This window comes from Petrotoga olearia DSM 13574 (assembly GCF_002895525.1).
Classification (GTDB): Bacteria; Thermotogota; Thermotogae; order Petrotogales; family Petrotogaceae; genus Petrotoga; species Petrotoga olearia.
Window position 1 is genome coordinate 1 of the sequence record NZ_AZRL01000002.1, and the last position, 18,153, is coordinate 18,153.

Consider the following 18,153-nt stretch of genomic DNA (forward strand, 5'->3'; position numbering starts at 1 on the left):
TCACCCCGCTCCCCACCCATAAGGTTAAAAGGTCTTTGCCATTTGCCCTGTAGCACACCCATTGCCCTCAAAATCCAAAATTACTTATTTTGATCAAATCATCTTTTATTTCGCTGTATTTATCTTCTATTAGGTCCTTCTTGAAGGTATTTAACTCTTTTTCGAAATTCTCTATTGCGGTGAGTATATTATTTTTATTCTGTTTGAATATGTCGATCCACATTTGGGGATCGCTTTTCGACAGCCTTGTGGTGTCTTTAAAGCCAGTCCCGACTAATTTTAGATAATTTTCATTATCTTCTTTTAAATCCATGAGAGTTTTTACCAGATAATAAGAAATAACCTGCGGCAAATGGCTTGTTACTGATAGAATTTCATCGTGAGTTTCAGCATCTAATTTTATTGGAACAGCTCCAATTTTTGAAATTAATCTTTCAAACTTATTAAAATATATTTGGTCACAATTTACGCTTTTAACCAATATATAATATTTGTCCTTGAATAAATCCGCTTTTGCATTTAAAGGGCCGGACTTTTCGGATCCTGCCAATGGATGACCCCCTATAAAATTGATTTTTTTATTTTTAAAACAATCAAACAGCTTAATAATTTCATATTTAGTACTTCCAACATCAGTTACAACGGTATCTTCTTTTATTAGATCAATTGTATCACGTAAAATTATATTTATACTTTCTACCGGAGTTGCAAAAATTATTAAATCCACTGTTGAAATATCTGATATTTTTGCTGGTTCATCAATAGCTCCTAACTTTAAAGCTGCTTTTAAAGAATTATTATCGGTATCGTAGCCTATGATATTACTTATTTCTTTAGTTTCTTTAAATGCTAAAGCTAATGAAGTTCCAATTAAACCAGTGCCAACGATTATCGCGGTGTCAAATAACATTAATCTTTCCTCCAATGTCAGTCTAGTTTGTTTGCTAAGCTAAGATTTTACTATCTATGTCTAATATGGCTTTTATTTGTTCCATTAATTCACTGAATTGATCAAAATTCAGAGATTGTTTACCATCAGAAAGGGCGTTTTGAGGATCTGGATGCACTTCTATTATTAATCCGTCTGCACCGGCGGCTACAGCAGCTTTTGATAGGGGAGCGACGTATCTCCAATCTCCACTAGCGTGACTGGGATCAATTATAATAGGTAAATGGCTGTATCTTTTGATTACAGGTATTGCACTGATGTCCAAGGTATTTCTTGTTTCATCCATAAACGTTCTAATTCCTCTTTCACACAATATAACTCGGCTGTTGCCCTCAGAAATGATATATTCAGCTGCCATTAAAAATTCTTTGTATGTAGCAGATAACCCTCTTTTGAGTAAAACCGGTTTATTGAGTTTACCTACTTCTTTCAAGAGCGAAAAATTTTGCATGTTTCTGGCTCCTATCTGTAAAACATCGGCATATTTTGAAACTAACTCTACCTCTCTGGTGTCCATAACTTCTGTAACTATCTTTAAACCAATTTCTTCTCTTACTTCTTTGAGAATTTTCAAACCCTCTTCTTTTAAGCCTTGGAAAGAATATGGAGAAGTTCTTGGTTTATAGGCTCCCCCTCTTAGGAATTTAACCCCTTTCTCTTTTAAGAATCGAGCTGTTTCTAAAACCTGTTCTTTACTTTCAACTGCACAAGGTCCCGCAATTGTTAAAAAATTTTTCCCTCCTATTTTTATTCCTCCTATGTCATAGATTGAATCTTTAGGTTTGAATGTTCTACTCGCTAATTTGAAAGGCTGAGTGATCTCTACAACCCTTTCAACACCGGAGTAAGTTTCTATATTGTTCAAAATGTATTCCCTGTCACCTTCCCCTACTACTCCAACAATCGTGTGATTTTCACCTTTATCGGGATGAGCTTTAAAGCCTACTTCTTCAACCTTTTGAATAACCTTTCTAACTTCTTCTTCTGTTGCTTTTTCTTCCATTACGATCACCACCTGAATTCACCTCCAAATTTTAAAAATATTGTCTTTAGAAACTCTAAAGCTTGTTTTAGCGCCCTTTCACCCATACGTTAAGGGGTAAACCCCTTAAGATCCCCAAGTTCAAAATCAAAAATCAACTTAAAAACATAGTTTGCACAGTGACGCAAACAGGGCTCCACCCTGTAACCCTTTAAAAATCAAAATCTCATTTCTTAAAATTGCAACTAAAAAAATAGGTGCCTACTAAAAGAGTAGACACCCATTTTGGAATCTTTGCGGACTATGTTTTTATACAACAAAACAAAGCCACCAAAATGGGTGTCTTGCTAAAATACCAATAATATTTATTTATATTTTCGATTGAGATCTTCGTAACCATTTTGTACTCTCCTCAACTTTTCTTTAAAATTATTTTATCAAGAAAAAAGATTTTTGTCAACTTCAAAAGATTTTTTTCTCCGTAATTCAAAATTAATAGGTATAAAATTATACACAGCTGTAAAATGAGCTAAATGAATCAGTGTTAGAATTTCTTATGAAATGTGTATTTTAAAAGGCTCATTTTCTTAATAAGACGGAGGTGAATAGAGGTGTTTTATTCTACAATGTTGTTGTTGATCCCACCATTGATCTTGGCTATTTGGGCTCAAAGTAGAGTTAGCAGTACTTTCAACAAATACTCTCGAGTCAAATCATCTGTTGGAGAACCAGGTTATATGTTTGCCAGAAGATTACTTGATTCTGTTGGGTTGTATGATGTTAAAATCGAAAGAGTAAGAGGCACTTTGAGTGATCATTATGACCCTACCAAAAAAGTATTGAGACTTTCTGACTCCACTTATAACAGTTCGTCTATAGCTGCTTTGGGTGTGGTAGCTCACGAAGCAGGTCATGCCATACAGCATGCTAAAGGCTATAAACCTTTAGTTCTAAGGAATCTGGCTGTTCCGTTGGCAGGTTTTGGTTCCAACATGGCATGGATTATTTTCTTTGTTGGACTTATTTTTTCTGCCCCTTTCTTACTGAATGCTGGCATTTTTCTCTTTCTTTTCGTGGTTTTGTTTTCAGTTATAACGTTGCCGGTTGAGTTCAATGCCAGTAGTAGAGCTTTGAAACTTTTACCCGTTATGGGAATGTCTAAAGAAGAAGTAGTAGGTGCAAAAAAGGTCTTATCAGCCGCTGCATTGACCTATGTAGCAGCTGCGTTGATGGCCATCGCTCAACTTTTGAGAATGCTAGTGTTAGCTGGTTCAAGAAATTAAGGTAAATCTCCATGATTTGCAAAAGATGGATATTGTATGGAAGGGTTCAAGGTGTCGGTTTAAGACATTTTTTAAGAGTGAATGGGTTAAGGCTTCAACTTGAAGGGTACGTTAGAAATTTACCCGATGGTTCGGTTGAGGTGGTTGTCCAAGGAGAAGAAGAAAAAATATTGAAACTTAAGAAAATCATCTTACAAGGAAATGGATTCAGTAGGTTAGAAGATATTCAAGAAGATGATTTCCCTATAGGCAATTATGGAAGTTTCCATATAGAGTATTGAATCAAAATAGAGGCGAATAGCCTCTATTTTTTTACCAAATTTTTAAACTTTTTATGAAACTTTTTATTTCTTTAAGCATTTTCGCCTTATCGTCGCTGTTTTCATCGATTATTTTTACAAGGGCACTTCCGACTATTATTCCATCGAAATAATCGATAATATTTTTTACTTTTTCCGGGCTATCTATCCCAAAACCGATAGCTAAAGGAAGATCAATATACTTTCTCACTCTTTGTGAGTACTCTTTCAAATGTTCTATAGGTGCCTGGCTATCACCTGTTACTCCCATAATTGATACACAGTACAAAAATCCAGAGCATACCTTAGAAATTTCTTTTAATCGTTCTTCTGAGGTGTTTGGAGCAACCAATAAAATAGGATCGATACCGTTTTCTTTTATTTTTGCGTAAAATTCTTCTTCTTCGTCAAAAGGCAAATCTGGGATTATTACTCCAGAGATGCCCGTATTTCCGGCGTCTGTTATAAAATTATCGATTCCGTAATTGAGAATTGAGTTGTAATAACCCATTAAAACGAGTGGGCAAGTAATATTTTCTTTTATTTCATCCAAGGTTTCAAAAATTTTTTTTAGTGTAACACCATTTTTCAAAGCTTTTTGGCTTGCTCTTTGAATTATCGGCCCATCAGCTAAAGGATCAGAAAAAGGTATCCCCACTTCGATAATATCAACACCATCTTTGTTCAATTCTAATATAATTTCTTTTGTAGCTTCTAAGCTGGGATCTCCGGCTGTTACATAGATGATTAATGCCTTGTTATTTTTAAAAACTTCATTGATTTTGTTCATTCTATTACCTCCCTATTAAGCTCTCTATAAGAATCGACATCCTTGTCTCCTCTCCCAGAGAGATTTATCAACATGATTTTATCTTTATCGAGTGAGGGTGAAATTTTCATAGCATAAGCGATTGCATGAGAACTTTCAAATGCCGGGATAATTCCCTCCAATTTCGTTAAGAGTTCGAAACCTTTCAACGCTTCTTCATCTGTTATGGATACATACTGTGCTCTTTTTTCATCATGTAGGTAACTATGTTCAGGCCCCACACCAGGATAATCTAAACCTGCAGAGATAGAATATGCCAGTTGAATTTGTCCGTCTTCATCTTGTAAAACGTAAGATTTACTCCCGTGAAGCACGCCTACTTTTCCCGTAGTCAGAGAAGCGGCGTGTTGGCCAGTCTCTAATCCCTTTCCTGCAGCTTCTACTCCTATCAATTCAACATCTTTATCTTCTATGAATGGGTAGAATATCCCCATGGCGTTACTACCTCCACCAACACATGCAACTATATAGTCAGGTAACCTCCCTTCTTTTTCTAAAATCTGGATTTTAGCTTCATCACCAATAATCCTTTGGAAATCTCTAACTATTTTAGGATATGGATGTGGTCCTACTACTGAGCCTATAACGTAATGGGTATTTTCAACGTTTGTAACCCAGTCTCTAATAGCTTCATTTATTGCTTCCTTTAAAGTTTGGCTACCACTGTATACAGGCACCACTTTTGCTCCCAGCATCCTCATTTTGTATACGTTGAGAGCTTGTCTTCTGATATCTTCTGCTCCCATGTAGACTATACATTCCAAACCAAATCTTGCAGCGGCGGTTGCAGTTGCCACACCGTGTTGGCCTGCACCGGTCTCTGCGATTATTCTTTTTTTATTCATTCTTTTTGCGAGTAACACTTGTCCCAAGGCGTTATTTATTTTGTGCGCCCCAGTATGGTTTAAATCTTCTCTTTTTAGATATATCTTTGGACCTTTAAGGTATTCGGTGAATCTTTCGGCGAAATATAAAGGGGTAGGCCTTCCACAGTAATCTTTTAACAAACCTTGGTATTCGTCGATGAAATCAGGATCTTTTGAATATTTTTCATAAGCTTCTTCCAATTCCTCAAGAGCTGGAATCAATGTCTCTGGAACATATCTACCACCATACTGACCAAAATAAGCCTTTTTCATCAAATTTCATCCTCCTTTATTATTTTTTGCAATTTAAAAGTTTGTTATAGCACCCCTTCGCCCCGCTCCCCTCTCTTTTTTAGAAAGGGACCTGCGGTCCCTTAACCCAAACATTAAGGGGTAAACCCCTTAAGATCCCTAAATTCAAAATTAAAGTTTATCCCAAAAAAACTTTTTTGCACAAGGCTGCAAAAGGGCTCCGCCCTGTGACCTTTTTAAAATCAAAATCTTGTTTCTAAAACGTGCATTAAAGCCCTTTCGCTCCACTCTCGCCCTTTTAAGATTATCCATTTATTTCTAAATTTTTTATTTTATCGATAGTTTCTTTAATTATCCTAATATCTTTTTTACCTGGAAACAATTCGACTTTACTGTTTAGATCAACAGCATTAGGTTTGATTATTTTTATAGCTTCAACTACATTTTCTAGACCTAAACCACCTGCTAAGATGAATGGTTTTTTTATGTCTACCTTTTTTAAAATCTCCCAATCGAAAGTTTGTCCTGTTCCTCCTATCTTTTGACCAATTCTTGTATCGAATAAGAAGTAATCCACAAAATTACTGTACTTGGACATCTCTTCCAACGAGCTTTCATTTTCAATTTTTATAGCTTTTATCGTTTTTAACTTGCATTTTTTAATTAGATTTACGACTTCTGAACCGTGGAATTGAACGTAATCAAATACTTTACTTCTCTCAATTTTTTCTATTTCTTCTATAGTTGGATTAGCTACAACAGCTACCCTACTTACAAATGGAGGTAACTTTTTTGATATTTCAACAACCTTCGGTAATTCAATTTTTCTTGGACTTTCAGCTAAAATGAAACCTAAAGCATCTACCCCCGCTTCGGATATGTTAATGGCGTCTTCAACGTTAGTGATTCCACAAACTTTTATCCTAATCACTGTAAATTGCCCCTTTTTTCTGGAAATAATTTCCCAATCTTTGAGATAGGATCGTTTTCTTTCATTAGAGCTTCTCCAATTAATACTCCATCTACTCCCAAACTTCTAAGATAATCGACATCACTTTTCTCTTTAATTCCACTTTCTGAAATAACATAAAGATCTTTTCGTTTATCTATTTTTTCAAGTTCTTCAAGTAATTTTTCCGTGTTTCGTAGGTTAACAGAGAAATCTTTCAAATCCCTGTTGTTTATTCCCAATATTTCAGTTTCGGTATCTAAAATCTTTATTAACTCTTGTTGGTTATGAACTTCGACTATAGCCTCTAAACCTATATCTTTTGATATCTTAAGAAAATCTGAAATCTCTTTTTTTGATAGTATTGAAGCTATGAGTAAAATAACGTTGGCTCCTAGAAATAATGACTGGTAAATCTGTACAGGATCGATTATGAAATCTTTTCTTAAAATGGGCAGATTTGTTTTGCCTCTTAATTCTTTTAAAATTTCCGTACTACCTTGAAAGTATTTTTCGTCAGTTAGGATAGAAATAGCATCTGCTCCTGCTTTTATATATAACTTTAATTGCCTTTGCGGATCAAAATTAGTTGAAATAATCCCTTTGCTTGGAGAAGCCTTTTTGATTTCGGCTATTAGAGTTAATTTACCTTTTTTGAAGGAGTCTTTTAAGGATATTTTCTTTTCTTTTAGATTTGCTACTTCTTCCTTTTTTGTTTCAACTATTTTTTCTAAGTACATTTTTTCCTCCTTTTCACGAAGTTTTTGCTTGTAAAGATAGAAAGTTAGTAAACTCTACCATCTCTTCCAATTTTGCCATTGCTTTTTTGCTGTCAATAATCTCTTGGGCATAGGTGATCCCCTCTTCTAAACTGTTGACCTTGTTTGCCACGTATAATCCTGCCGCTGAATTTAAAACGACTACATCCCTTTTTGGCCCCATTTCCCCGTTAAATATGTTTAAGATGATTCTTCTATTTTCTTCTGAGCTTCCGCCTTGAATCTCTTGTATGCTAAACTCTTTCAACCCTAAATCTTCTGGGGATATTTCTAACTTTTCTATCTTGCCTTCATTTAAAAACGCCACTTTATTCTTACCTGACAGTGAAAATTCATCTATGCCCCCCGCTCCGTGAACAACCATCGCCCTTTTCACTCCCAGGTTGTTCAAAACTTTTGCAATAGGGTAAACTAAGTTTGGATCGTATATGCCCATTAATTGATATTTTACATTTGCAGGATTCGTTAAAGGCCCCAAGACGTTAAAAATTGTCCTTATTCCTAATTCTTTTCTCGGTACAGCAGCGTGTTTAGTAGCTTTATGAAAATCTTGAGCAAAAAGAAAGGCTATATTTATCTCTTTCAAGCATCTTTCAACTGAAGAAGGAGGCAAAGATATATTGACTCCTAGAGATTCTAAAACATCTGCGCTACCACTTTTACTTGACACAGATCTGTTGCCGTGTTTCGCAACAGCTACCCCAGCTGCTGCCAAGATAAAAGCTACAGCGGTAGAAATATTGAACGTCCCTTTAGCATCTCCACCTGTTCCACAAGTATCCATGAGTTCGCAGCTTTCGATATAAATTGGTATTGCTTTTTCCTTCATAACCTTTGCACTTGCGGTAATTTCTTCTACTGTTTCTCCCTTCATATGCAGAGCAACTAAAAAACCAGAAAGTTGGCTGTGAGTTACTTTACCTTCCATAATCATCGCCATCGCTTGTTTCATCTCATCTAGGTCTAGATTTTCTCCTTTTACTACTTTTTGAAGATAGTAATTAAACATATGTGACACCCCTTTCAACTTTTATATTTATGAAATTTTTTATCAATTTTGGTCCTACTGTTGTTAATATAGATTCTGGATGGAATTGTACCCCATATATTTGGCAAGTATTGTGTCTTAATGCCATAATTTCTCCGTCTTGTGTAAGAGCGGTTATTTTTAATTCTTTCGGGAACATCTCGTTTGATACGATAAGTGAATGGTATCTAGTAGCTTCAAAGGGGCTATCTATACCTTTAAATATATTCTCCTTTTCTTTAATATAAATCTTAGAAGTTTTTCCATGGAATATCTCTTTTGCTCTGACAACCTTTCCATTGAAAGCCTCTGCAATGCACTGATGACCTAAACAGATTCCAAGAATTGGAATAACCCCCTTAAAATACTTAATAATTTCGATGGAAATTCCAGCATCCTTGGGAACACCTGGTCCTGGAGAAATTATTATGTGAGAAGGTTTGAGCATTTCAATATCTTTTAGGGTTAGTTTGTCGTTTCTATAAACTAAAACTTCATCGAACTTACAAGCAGTTTGATGGATGTTGTACGTGAATGAGTCGTAATTGTCTATCAAAAGAATCATCTCAACAACCCCCCTTTTCTAAAGACTTGAACATCGCCATTGCTTTGTTAACTGTTTCATAATACTCATTTTCACCAATGGAATAAGACACTATCCCAGCACCAGCTTGTATCCTAACTTCATTCTCTTTGCATACCAGGGTTCTGATTGCAATACTTGTATCTAAATTTCCTTTTGTATCGATGTATCCAACTACACCGGCATAGATTTCTCTTGGTTCGTCTTCCAATTCATCAATTATTTCAATTGCCCTAATCTTTGGAGCTCCTGATACAGTCCCGGCTGGGAACAAAGATTTTAATACGTCAAGTGAGTTTAAATAATCCTTTTTTAAACCTTCAACTTGAGAATAGATGTGCATCACATGTGAGTATTTTTCTATTCCAAAAAATTTTGTAACCTTAACACTTCCTTCTTTACATACCCTGCCTAAATCGTTCCTTGCAAGATCAACCAACATTATGTGTTCTGCCCTTTCTTTATCATCATCTAAAAGTTCTTTTTCTATACTTTCATCTACTTGAGTAGTTTCCCCTCTCTTTCTTGTACCAGCAAGGGGTCTAGTGATTACTCTTTCCCCTTCAACTTTTACAAGCATTTCTGGAGATGAACCTAGTATGGTTACCTCCGGAAAATTAAGATAAAACATATAAGGAGAAGGGTTTATCTTTCTTAAATTTTCGTATATTTCAAAAGGATGCTGTTTAATTTTGCAAGAAAACCTCTGAGATAAGACAACCTGAAAGGCCTCGCCAGCATTTATGTAATTCTTTGTTTTTTCTACTTTTTTAATGAATTCTTCTTTACTTGTGCGGTTTTTGATCTTTAATCTAATTTGATTTGCATTTCTTTCGATTTCCTTTTGAGTAAAAGTCTTTTCTAAATCTTTTAATATCTGCTTATTTTCATTTTTAGCTGAAGAAATTCTAGTTTCTATGCCTTCTTCTGATTTGCTATCGACAACATTCACCAAATATCCTACTTCTTCACTTTGATCTAATATCAAAGAGATTCTTGGAAACACTAAGATAGATAGAGGTAATTCTCCATGTTTAAGGTCTCTATCGATTTCATTATGGTATATATCTTCCCAAATTGAAATAATCTCATAACCGAAGTACCCCACAAAACTTGCAAAAAAATCTGGAATGTTTGGAATACTTTCATACTGAATACTTTCTAACTGTTCCTTTAAAAAAGATATGTATTCAGTATTTTCATCAAGAAAATTTTTTCCTCTCTCAATTAAATTAAGTATAGTTTTCTTCTTGGTTATATAATTTAATTTCACGACTTTTAATGGAGTGATTCCTATTAAGGAATACTTTTTTTCGTTGATCAAAAGATTTTCTAATATAAAAGAATATTGATTTTTTAGAGCGAGTTTTTTATAAATTACCGTTGGATCAGTATTTTCAATGTCTATTTTTTCTATAATTGGTAAAATTGATTGATTTATTACAGACTTTTTTGTAAACATATTTTCCTCCTTATCAAGCTAAAGTCTTTTCTGACTTAAAAAAATAAAAGGAGGTCCTTTTATCCCTTTTTTAATAGGAAAAAGACCTCCTAAAATAAAAAAGGGCATCCCTTCAGGGATGCCCTTTGATCAATTTCTAGGCAGATTCATATCGGCATCCCTATCCGAGATGCCACCACCAATTAATTATGTTTTTTGTACTATTTTCTATCATATATGCTTTTAAAAAAAGACTTTCTTGATTTAACATACTCTTACCCCATTAATATCAATTTAGTTTTAGTATAACATAATTTTTTAATACTGTCAAGAAATGTGTTCCATTAAACCTGCAGCTTATCCATTTCATTTTAAAAAATCAATGTTATGAGGATAGGAACTGAAAGAGAAAGAATTACTCCTTGTCCAAAGGCAATTAGAGTGGTTTCTTTATCGGTACTTTTTGATATTACTCCAAGCATGGTGTCCATTGAAGTAGCTCCTCCAATTGAGACCGCTCCTAAAGGAGACCATTTAGCAACTAAAGGGATTAAAACTATCGCTAAAATTTCTCTAATTACATTTGCAGTAAAAGATATTGCTCCCAAAACAGGAGAATAGAGATTGCTTATCATTACCCCTGAAAGAGAGTACCAACCGAATCCTGCAGAAGCGCCTAATGATTCTTTTAAATTCAAGTCCGTAAAGAATATTGCTAAGGCTCCAAAAGCGAGACTTCCTAATATAGTTAAAATTGATTGGAAGAGTATATTTTTCATGTTGATTTTTAATTTTGAGAGAATCTTTTCTTCACTTCCTATATCAACTCCAACACTAAAGACTAAAAACATTAATAAAATAGTTGTTAAATTATTTGGGATATGAATGTTAAAATAGATACCAGATATTATTCCGGCAACAACTGCAGATAAAAGCAATATCATTTAGATTTCTCCTTTTTAAAAAACTTTTCGTAAATAGAAGTGAAAAGAATGCTTCCTATTATTGAAAAAACCGCTATGTATAAAGCGGTTAATCCAATTTCTTTAATTTGAGAAATCAATGAATTATCATTACCAATTTCATAACCCATAAAAAAGAGCAACAGAACCGTCGACCATAAGACAGGTTTAATTTTTTTCAACCATTTTAGCCATCCTTTTAATCCTAAGAAAAGACCGATTGAAAAAGCTATAAGTATTCCAACCATCATAATGGATCACCTCAAAGTCTACTTTATATGATGTCTTTTGTTTTATTCTTCTTCTAATTCTGTGAAGCCTATTCCTATTGCCCCAGGCCCAGAATGAGCTCCGATTACTGCTCCCAATGTGCCTGGATATATTTTACCTTCATAGTTTAATTTTTCTCTTAGCTTTTCTATCATGTATTTTTCGTCTTCTTCACACATAGCATTCCTTGTACATAGTACTACTTTATTGGGATCTTTTATTCTATCTGAAATTATATTGACCATTTCATCTAAAGATTTTCTTCTTGATCTAACCGCTTTTATTGGTTTTACTACTCCATTTACAAATTCCATTATCGGTTTTATATTTAATAGAGTGCCGACAAACTGTGTGGCACCACCTATTCTTCCACCGGCTTTCATGTATTTCAAAGTTTTCACAGTGAATATTGTACTGGTTTTTTTAATTGATTCTTTGGCTATTTTGGAGATTTCTTCAAAAAGTTTTTTCCCGTTTTCAATTATTTGTGCGATTTTTATTTCCAAAGCAGCCTGACCACATGTGCAAGTTCTTGTGTCTATTAAGGTTATTTTTGAATCTTGGTATTGGTTGGTAAAATCTTTTTTTGCAATATTAGCGTTTTGATAACTTGCAGATAACTCGCTTGATATTGTTGTGACTATGATCTCTTTGAAACCTTTGTCATATTTTTCTTTAAAAGCGTTGAACCAATCTTCTGGATTTGGTGCCGCAGTTTTTGGAGCTTTGTCGGGATTTTCAGCCATTTTTTTGTAAAATTCTTCATCTGATATGTCTTTGCCTTGAACAAGGTACTCTTTTCCATCAAAGGTTATGTAAAAAGGAATTTTAAGGATGTTACATTTTCGAAGTATTTCTATTGGTAAGTTGCTTGCAGCATCAACTATTTGTGCTATTTTATTCATAAAAATTCCTCCTTGAAAAGTTTTTAATACTATCTTTGGAAACTCTGAAACCTTCTTTAAACCCTACTTTTAGAATTCAAAAATTATTAAAATACCTCCATCATTCTAAGTTACATACAATGCGCTTTAGCTCCCCTTCGCCCAGCAGCCCGCCCTTCTAAGGAAGGGACCTGCGGTCCCTTTACCCAGCAGAGTGGAGGAGGGCTCCGCCCTGTAACCCTTTTAAATCAGAATCTTATTTTTAAAAATCTTACTATTTCTAAAGTGTCTAAAGTATTTAAATTAATTTTGATCACCTTCGCCCCGCTCATCGCTCATAAGGAAAAAGGGCTCCTTTCTGAAGCCCCATAGTTTTTAAAATTTACCTATTTTTTTTAATTTTTCGGATATTTTTCGAACGTCTTGAGAGTATTCTTCTTTTGCAATTAAGATACCGTTTTCTCCTTCGACAACTATAATATTTGATAGCCCAATTATTCCAACGAATTTGTCGGATTTAACGAATACATTTTTTCCATCTATGACGTGAACATTTTCGTCGTTATCTGAGTATCCTTGCAGCTCTCTTACAGATACCCAGTTTCCTACATCCGACCATACAAAATCTGCTTTTACTACATAGACGTTATCCGAGCGTTCTAATAGGGCATAATCGATGCTTATTTTTTCAATATTTGGCATGATTTTTCTTAAATTATCTGTGTCCCAAGGGGAGATGTTTATAAGTTGATTATAAATACCAGGGGAATGTTTCTTCATTTGTTCTAAAAATGTGCCTTTTTTCCATATGAACATTCCGCTGTTCCAATAGTAGTTGCCTTTTGATAGAAAGATTTTAGCTTTTTCAGGGTCTGGTTTTTCTTTGAATGAGTTAACTTTGTATGTTGAGTTGTTTATTGCTTTTCCTGCTTCTATATAGCCATAACCAGTTTCTGGCCTGGTTGGATTTATACCTAAGGTAAATAGTCCATCGTATTTTTGAGCTCCTTGTATTGCTTCAGATAGTGTGTCCCAAAATTTTGATTTGTCAGGAATGTAATGATCGGCAGGGAGTATTACTACAATTTCATCATCTTGGGCTATTTGAGTTCCTATCATGCATGCTGGTGCAGTGTTTCTTGGAATCGGTTCTAAGATGATGTTTTCTTTGGGGATTTCTGGTATTTCTTTCATCGTTAATTGTTGATATTTTTCTGCTGTAATGATGAATATATCTGTGGGTTCCATTTTGTATCGCATTCTTTCGTAAGTTTCTCTAATGAGAGTTTTATCTGAAAAGAGTTTTAGGAATTGTTTTGGTGTTTTTGAGTTTGATAGAGGCCAGAATCTTTCTCCTGAGCCTCCTGCAAGGATTATTGCTTTCATAACTAACCTCCTTTGGTTAACACTATTTGAGTTTCGCCCTTGGAGTTTTTGTAAGTTGATTGATTAAAAGTTTTTTTGTAAGCTAAGTTTATTCTTTATTTGCGCCCCTTCGCCCCGCAGCCCGCCCATAAGGAAAAAGGTGTTTATTTTATTATGAATTTGAAATATAGTCCACCGAGAGGTGGTAGCGTGAGTATTATTGATTGTTCTCTTCCGTGCATGGGTATATCTTGAGAATATACTTCTTTTGGATTGTCTACCCCACTTCCGTAGTATTGTGTCCAGTCGGTGTTTAGTATTTCTTGGTATACTCCTTTTTTTGGTACTCCTATCCTATAATTATCCCTTGGCACTGGTGTGAAATTGAAGACACAAACGATAATTTCATCTTCATTTTCTGATTTTCTTGTAAAGGATATTACACTGTTGTCAGAATCGTTGAAATCTATCCATTCGAAACCTTCGTAACTGTGGTCGATTTCATACAATGCGGGATGATTTTTGTAAAGAATATTTAAATCTTTTAAAAATTGTTGTGCCTTTTTATGAGGTTCGTATTGTAATAGGTCCCAGTCTAGACTGTAAGAGCAATTCCATTCTTTTCTTTGAGCTATTTCACTTCCCATAAAGAGTAAATTTTTCCCGGGATGAGCGAACATGTAAGAGTAAAATAGTCTTAAATTGGCGAATTTTTGCCAGTCATCACCCGGCATTTTTTCTAAAAGAGATCTTTTCCCATGAACAACTTCGTCGTGAGAAATAGATAAGATAAATTTTTCAGAAAAAGCGTATACTAAAGAGAAGGTAAGATCATTTTGATGATATCTTCTAAATATTGGGTCTTTACTAAAGTATCTTAAAGTGTCGTTCATCCATCCCATGTTCCATTTGAATACAAAACCTAAACCTCCAGCATGAACAGGGGTGGTTACTCCGGGAAATGCTGTGGATTCTTCGGCAATGGTAACGATTCCTGGAAAGTATTGATAGGTAACAGTGTTAAGGTGCTTGATGAAGTCGATAGCTTCAAGATTCTCTCTTCCACCGTATTTGTTGGGAATCCATTCTCCATCTTGTCTGCTGTAGTCTAAGTATAACATCGAAGCTACGGCGTCTACCCTTAATCCGTCGATGTGGTATTTGTCCAACCAAAATAAAGCGTTTGCCAATAGGAAGTTTTTAACTTCGTTTCTTCCGTAATTGAATATGTAAGTTCCCCAGTCTTTATGTTCTCCTAATCTGCTGTCAAGGTGTTCATAAAGGGCTGTGCCATCGAACCTTCCTAGCGCATGTCCATCTTTTGGAAAGTGGCCAGGTACCCAATCAACGATAACGCCTATACCTTCTTGATGCATTTTATCGACAAAGTACATAAAATCTTCCGGTTTTCCAAACCTGCTTGTTGGAGCATAGTAACCTGTTACCTGGTATCCCCACGAGATGTCTAAGGGGTGTTCGCTTACAGGTAATAGTTCTATGTGGGTAAAATGGTTTTCTTTAAGGTATTCTGAAAGTTTATCCGCTAGTTCCCTATAATTTAGAAATTGATTTTCTTCTTTTTTTTCCCAAGACCCCAAGTGAACTTCATAGATTGACATTGGTTCTTTTATCCAATTTTTAGTTTTTCTTTCTTCCATCCATTTGGAATCGTTCCATGTGTGCTTGTTATGTATATCGTATACAATGGCGGCAGTTTTGGGCCTTACTTCAAAGTAAGTTCCATAAGGGTCTGTTTTTAGTAATAGGTCTCCATTTTGAGTTTTGATTTCAAATTTGTATAAGTCTTCTTCAACAACATCGGGAATGAAAATTTCCCATATTCCAGATTGACCTAAAACCCTCATTTGATGAATTCTTCCATCCCAATTGTTAAAATTTCCAACCACACTAACTCTTTTGGCGTTTGGTGCCCACGTTGAGAATAAAACGCCTTTGATTCCGTTTATTTTCATGGGGTGTGCACCTAGTTTTTCGTATATTTTGTAATGGTTTCCTTCGTTGAAGAGATATCTGTCGTATTCAGAAATGACTGGCAAAAAAGAGTAAGGATCTTTGTAGATCCAGGTGTTGCCGTTGTAGTCTGTGCATTTTATTTCGTATTCAAATATTTGAGATCCTGGGATCTTTTTTTCAAAGAGTCCAGCTTCATGGATTTTATCGAGTTTTACAGTGGTGTTTTTGGAAATTAAATATGCTTCTTTTGCAAAAGGTTGAAGAACCCTAATGACTAAGTTTTCTTCATCGAGTTCTCTTAGGCCTAAATAGATGAATGGATCGTGACAGTCGGCATTAACAAGCATATTTATTTCCTTTTCTGTTAGTATGGGCATGTGTTGCCACCTCCTTTTTTATTAGCGCCCTTTCACCCTGCTTCCCACCTATAAGGAAAAGGGGTTTTATTTAATTTATAGTAAAGTATGTGCCGTTTTCTTGTGAGAGTTTTCCGTCTATTTCTAACTGCATAATAGTGGATAATATGGATGATACGTCTTCTTTTAAGTTTTCACATAGTGAGTCTAAGTTATTATTTCCTTCGTTTATTAGTTTTAATATTTTTTCTTTTAACTCCATTTCTTCAGGATTTTCAGTGAAGGTTTCCCCTTCTAAGTTGGTTATTCCAAATAATTCTTTAAGGTGTTGTAAAGAGATTATGGGGGTTGCACCAGAGTAGATTAGATAATTAGTCCCGTATGAATTTAATCTTGTTATATCCCCTGGAACGGCTAATACTTCCCTTCCGTAATCGAGTGCATACCTTGCTGTTATCAATGATCCACTTTTTTTAGCGGCTTCAACAACTATGGTTTTTTCAGATAGAGCTGCAATTATGCGGTTTCTGTACGGGAATGTGTACTTTGTTGCCCTAGTGCCTGGAAAATATTCTGATATTATTAGTCCTTCTTCTTTTATTTTGTTGTAGAGTGATTCGTTGGATTTTGGATATATTATGTCTATCCCGTTTCCAAGAACAGCTATTGTTTTTTTGGCGTTTCTTTGGGCTATTGAGTCGACTCCATAGGCCATTCCACTTACTATAGTGTAGCTGCTCAGGGTTTTGGCGATTTCAATACATATAGATTTCCCGTAATCTGTGGCTTTTCTTGTTCCAACAATCGAGACCGTTTTACTTTTTAGAAGCGATGGATTACCAAAATAATAAAGAATTACTGGTGGGTCGTTGATGTTTTTTAATAGATCAGGATATTCTTCGTCCCAGTAAGTAATTATACCTAAATCTTTTATTTTGTCTAAGCTTTGAACAATTTTTCTTTTGTTTTCTTCGAATTCTTCTTTGAATAAAGTGGGGGATGTGCTGGTTTCCGTGTATTCTAATAGCTCTTTGTTGGATTTTTTATATATCTCTTTAAGGGTTATGATATCTAATATGTTCAATGTTTGTGAAAGCCTCCTTCTTTGATGAGACTTGGTGTATTTAGCGCCCTTCCCCCGCTCCCCACCCATCTAAGGAAGTGGCTCTTTATTAGCGCCCTTCCCCCGCAGCCCGCTCCGTGAGAAAAAGAGTCTTTATTTAGCGTCCCTTAGCCCTGCTCCCCACCCCATTCAGAGAAGTATATGGGAGGATGAATTAGTAAATTTCTACCTCCGTTCTTTCTGAATGTCAAAGAGACTAGTTGGGCGTCCTTTTGTTTATTCCCGTAGGCGATATACATGTGTTGAGGTTCTAAATTGTTTTTATCTAAGATTATTAATACGTCTGAAAGAACGTAAGGATGGATTATAAAACAGCCTAAGCCTTTATTTTTTAAAAGATATTTTGAAGCTTTTATGAAAGCTTCTAATACCTTTAAATCACCAGCTGATCTGGCGATTTTTCTATCGCTGATTTGACTTTTTAATCCATCAAAATAGTGCGGAGGATTTGAAATTACATAGTCTACAGATTCTGTTTCAAAATGATTTTTGACGTTATTTACTTCTGTATTGACAAATTCTACGTTGCTTATTTCGTTTATTTCTTTGTTTTTTAGAGAGAATTGACATAAATCTTTTTGTAATTCTATCCCTATGATTTTACTGTTTTTTAACATTTTCCCAATTACGAGACTGACGTGCCCTATCCCACTTCCTAGTTCTACAATGGTCGAGTTGTCTTTAGCTGGATGAGTGGCTAATAATAGTACACTTGCATGTGTCGGGAGATGATGTTTGTTGGGTGTTGTTAGTTTTAGTGATCTGTAAAGCTTGTCTATTTCATGGATTTTGTTGGTTGTGTTCATGTGTTAGCACCCCTTTGGCCCGCAGCCCGCCCATCTAAGGAAGTGGCTCTTTATTAGCACCCTTTCACCCCGCTCCCCACCCATGAGCTTTAAGGGGCAAGCCCCTTAAGATCCCCAAATTCAAGGTCAAAATCATTTAAAAACTTAGTTTGCATACTTCAGCAAACAAGGCAT

The 18,153-nt window shown here is 35.1% G+C and carries 18 protein-coding genes; 2 read left to right on the plus strand and 16 right to left on the minus strand.

Translation table 11 applies throughout. The annotated features are described in order from the left end of the window. Positions 1 to 67: 67 nt before the first annotated feature. Positions 68 to 910 (minus strand): prephenate dehydrogenase, encoded by an 843-nt coding sequence (locus X929_RS00230; RefSeq protein ID WP_103066066.1) that lies wholly within the window; start codon positions 908 to 910, stop codon positions 68 to 70. Positions 911 to 944: 34 nt separating this feature from the next. Continuing rightward, complete coding sequence (aroF, locus tag X929_RS00235) at positions 945 to 1,964, minus strand: 3-deoxy-7-phosphoheptulonate synthase (protein WP_103066067.1); 1,020 nt, start codon at positions 1,962 to 1,964, stop codon at positions 945 to 947. Positions 1,965 to 2,542: 578 nt separating this feature from the next. On the opposite strand from aroF, the gene X929_RS00240 reads away from it, so the two are divergent. Together X929_RS00240 and X929_RS00245 are read left to right on the plus strand one after the other, a co-directional pair. Then, entirely contained in the window at positions 2,543 to 3,214 is a 672-nt protein-coding gene (locus X929_RS00240; RefSeq protein ID WP_103066068.1) for a zinc metallopeptidase, read from the plus strand. An 11-nt stretch (positions 3,215 to 3,225) separates the two neighbouring features. Next, entirely contained in the window at positions 3,226 to 3,495 is a 270-nt protein-coding gene (locus tag X929_RS00245) for an acylphosphatase (RefSeq protein ID WP_103066069.1), read from the plus strand. A gap of 31 nt (positions 3,496 to 3,526) precedes the next feature. On the opposite strand, the gene trpA is transcribed toward X929_RS00245, so the two are convergent. From trpA to X929_RS00315, 14 genes are all read right to left on the minus strand, one after another. Then, a complete protein-coding gene (gene trpA, locus X929_RS00250) occupies positions 3,527 to 4,303 on the minus strand; it encodes a tryptophan synthase subunit alpha (RefSeq protein ID WP_103066070.1) in 777 nt (258 codons plus the stop codon). After that, complete coding sequence (gene trpB / locus X929_RS00255) at positions 4,300 to 5,481, minus strand: tryptophan synthase subunit beta (protein ID WP_103066071.1); 1,182 nt, start codon at positions 5,479 to 5,481, stop codon at positions 4,300 to 4,302. The genes trpA and trpB overlap by 4 nt, the downstream gene beginning before the upstream one ends. A 283-nt stretch (positions 5,482 to 5,764) precedes the next feature. Next, the gene (locus X929_RS00260; protein ID WP_103066072.1) at positions 5,765 to 6,391 is read right to left on the minus strand and encodes a phosphoribosylanthranilate isomerase; all 627 of its coding nucleotides are present in this window, start codon (positions 6,389 to 6,391) and stop codon (positions 5,765 to 5,767) included. Then, positions 6,388 to 7,149, minus strand: a complete 762-nt coding sequence (gene trpC, locus X929_RS00265; protein WP_103066073.1) for an indole-3-glycerol phosphate synthase TrpC — start codon at positions 7,147 to 7,149, stop codon at positions 6,388 to 6,390. The genes X929_RS00260 and trpC overlap by 4 nt, the downstream gene beginning before the upstream one ends. A gap of 13 nt (positions 7,150 to 7,162) precedes the next feature. Then, on the minus strand, positions 7,163 to 8,197 hold the full coding sequence (trpD, locus tag X929_RS00270) for an anthranilate phosphoribosyltransferase (RefSeq protein ID WP_103066074.1): 1,035 nt from the start codon (positions 8,195 to 8,197) through the stop codon (positions 7,163 to 7,165). Continuing rightward, positions 8,190 to 8,780: an anthranilate synthase component II gene (locus tag X929_RS00275; protein ID WP_103066075.1), complete on the minus strand. Its 591-nt coding sequence runs from the start codon at positions 8,778 to 8,780 to the stop codon at positions 8,190 to 8,192. Before X929_RS00275 ends, trpD begins: the two co-directional genes overlap by 8 nt. Position 8,781: 1 nt before the next feature. Next, positions 8,782 to 10,260, minus strand: a complete 1,479-nt coding sequence (locus X929_RS00280) for an anthranilate synthase component I family protein (RefSeq protein WP_103066076.1) — start codon at positions 10,258 to 10,260, stop codon at positions 8,782 to 8,784. Positions 10,261 to 10,610: 350 nt separating this feature from the next. Next, the gene (locus X929_RS00285) at positions 10,611 to 11,183 is read right to left on the minus strand and encodes a LysO family transporter (protein ID WP_103066077.1); all 573 of its coding nucleotides are present in this window, start codon (positions 11,181 to 11,183) and stop codon (positions 10,611 to 10,613) included. Beyond that, the gene (locus X929_RS00290; protein ID WP_103066078.1) at positions 11,180 to 11,452 is read right to left on the minus strand and encodes a LysO family transporter; all 273 of its coding nucleotides are present in this window, start codon (positions 11,450 to 11,452) and stop codon (positions 11,180 to 11,182) included. The genes X929_RS00285 and X929_RS00290 overlap by 4 nt, the downstream gene beginning before the upstream one ends. A 42-nt stretch (positions 11,453 to 11,494) precedes the next feature. Then, positions 11,495 to 12,376: a DegV family protein gene (locus X929_RS00295; RefSeq protein ID WP_103066079.1), complete on the minus strand. Its 882-nt coding sequence runs from the start codon at positions 12,374 to 12,376 to the stop codon at positions 11,495 to 11,497. Positions 12,377 to 12,730: 354 nt separating this feature from the next. After that, positions 12,731 to 13,741: a mannose-1-phosphate guanylyltransferase gene (locus X929_RS00300; protein WP_103066080.1), complete on the minus strand. Its 1,011-nt coding sequence runs from the start codon at positions 13,739 to 13,741 to the stop codon at positions 12,731 to 12,733. A 143-nt stretch (positions 13,742 to 13,884) separates the two neighbouring features. Next, the gene (glgB, locus tag X929_RS00305; protein WP_103066081.1) at positions 13,885 to 16,071 is read right to left on the minus strand and encodes a 1,4-alpha-glucan branching protein GlgB; all 2,187 of its coding nucleotides are present in this window, start codon (positions 16,069 to 16,071) and stop codon (positions 13,885 to 13,887) included. Between the two features lie 70 nt (positions 16,072 to 16,141). Beyond that, entirely contained in the window at positions 16,142 to 17,134 is a 993-nt protein-coding gene (dprA, locus tag X929_RS00310) for a DNA-processing protein DprA (RefSeq protein ID WP_169924894.1), read from the minus strand. Positions 17,135 to 17,280: 146 nt separating this feature from the next. Then, positions 17,281 to 17,979 (minus strand): tRNA1(Val) (adenine(37)-N6)-methyltransferase, encoded by a 699-nt coding sequence (locus X929_RS00315; protein ID WP_103066083.1) that lies wholly within the window; start codon positions 17,977 to 17,979, stop codon positions 17,281 to 17,283. Positions 17,980 to 18,153: the final 174 nt, after the last annotated feature.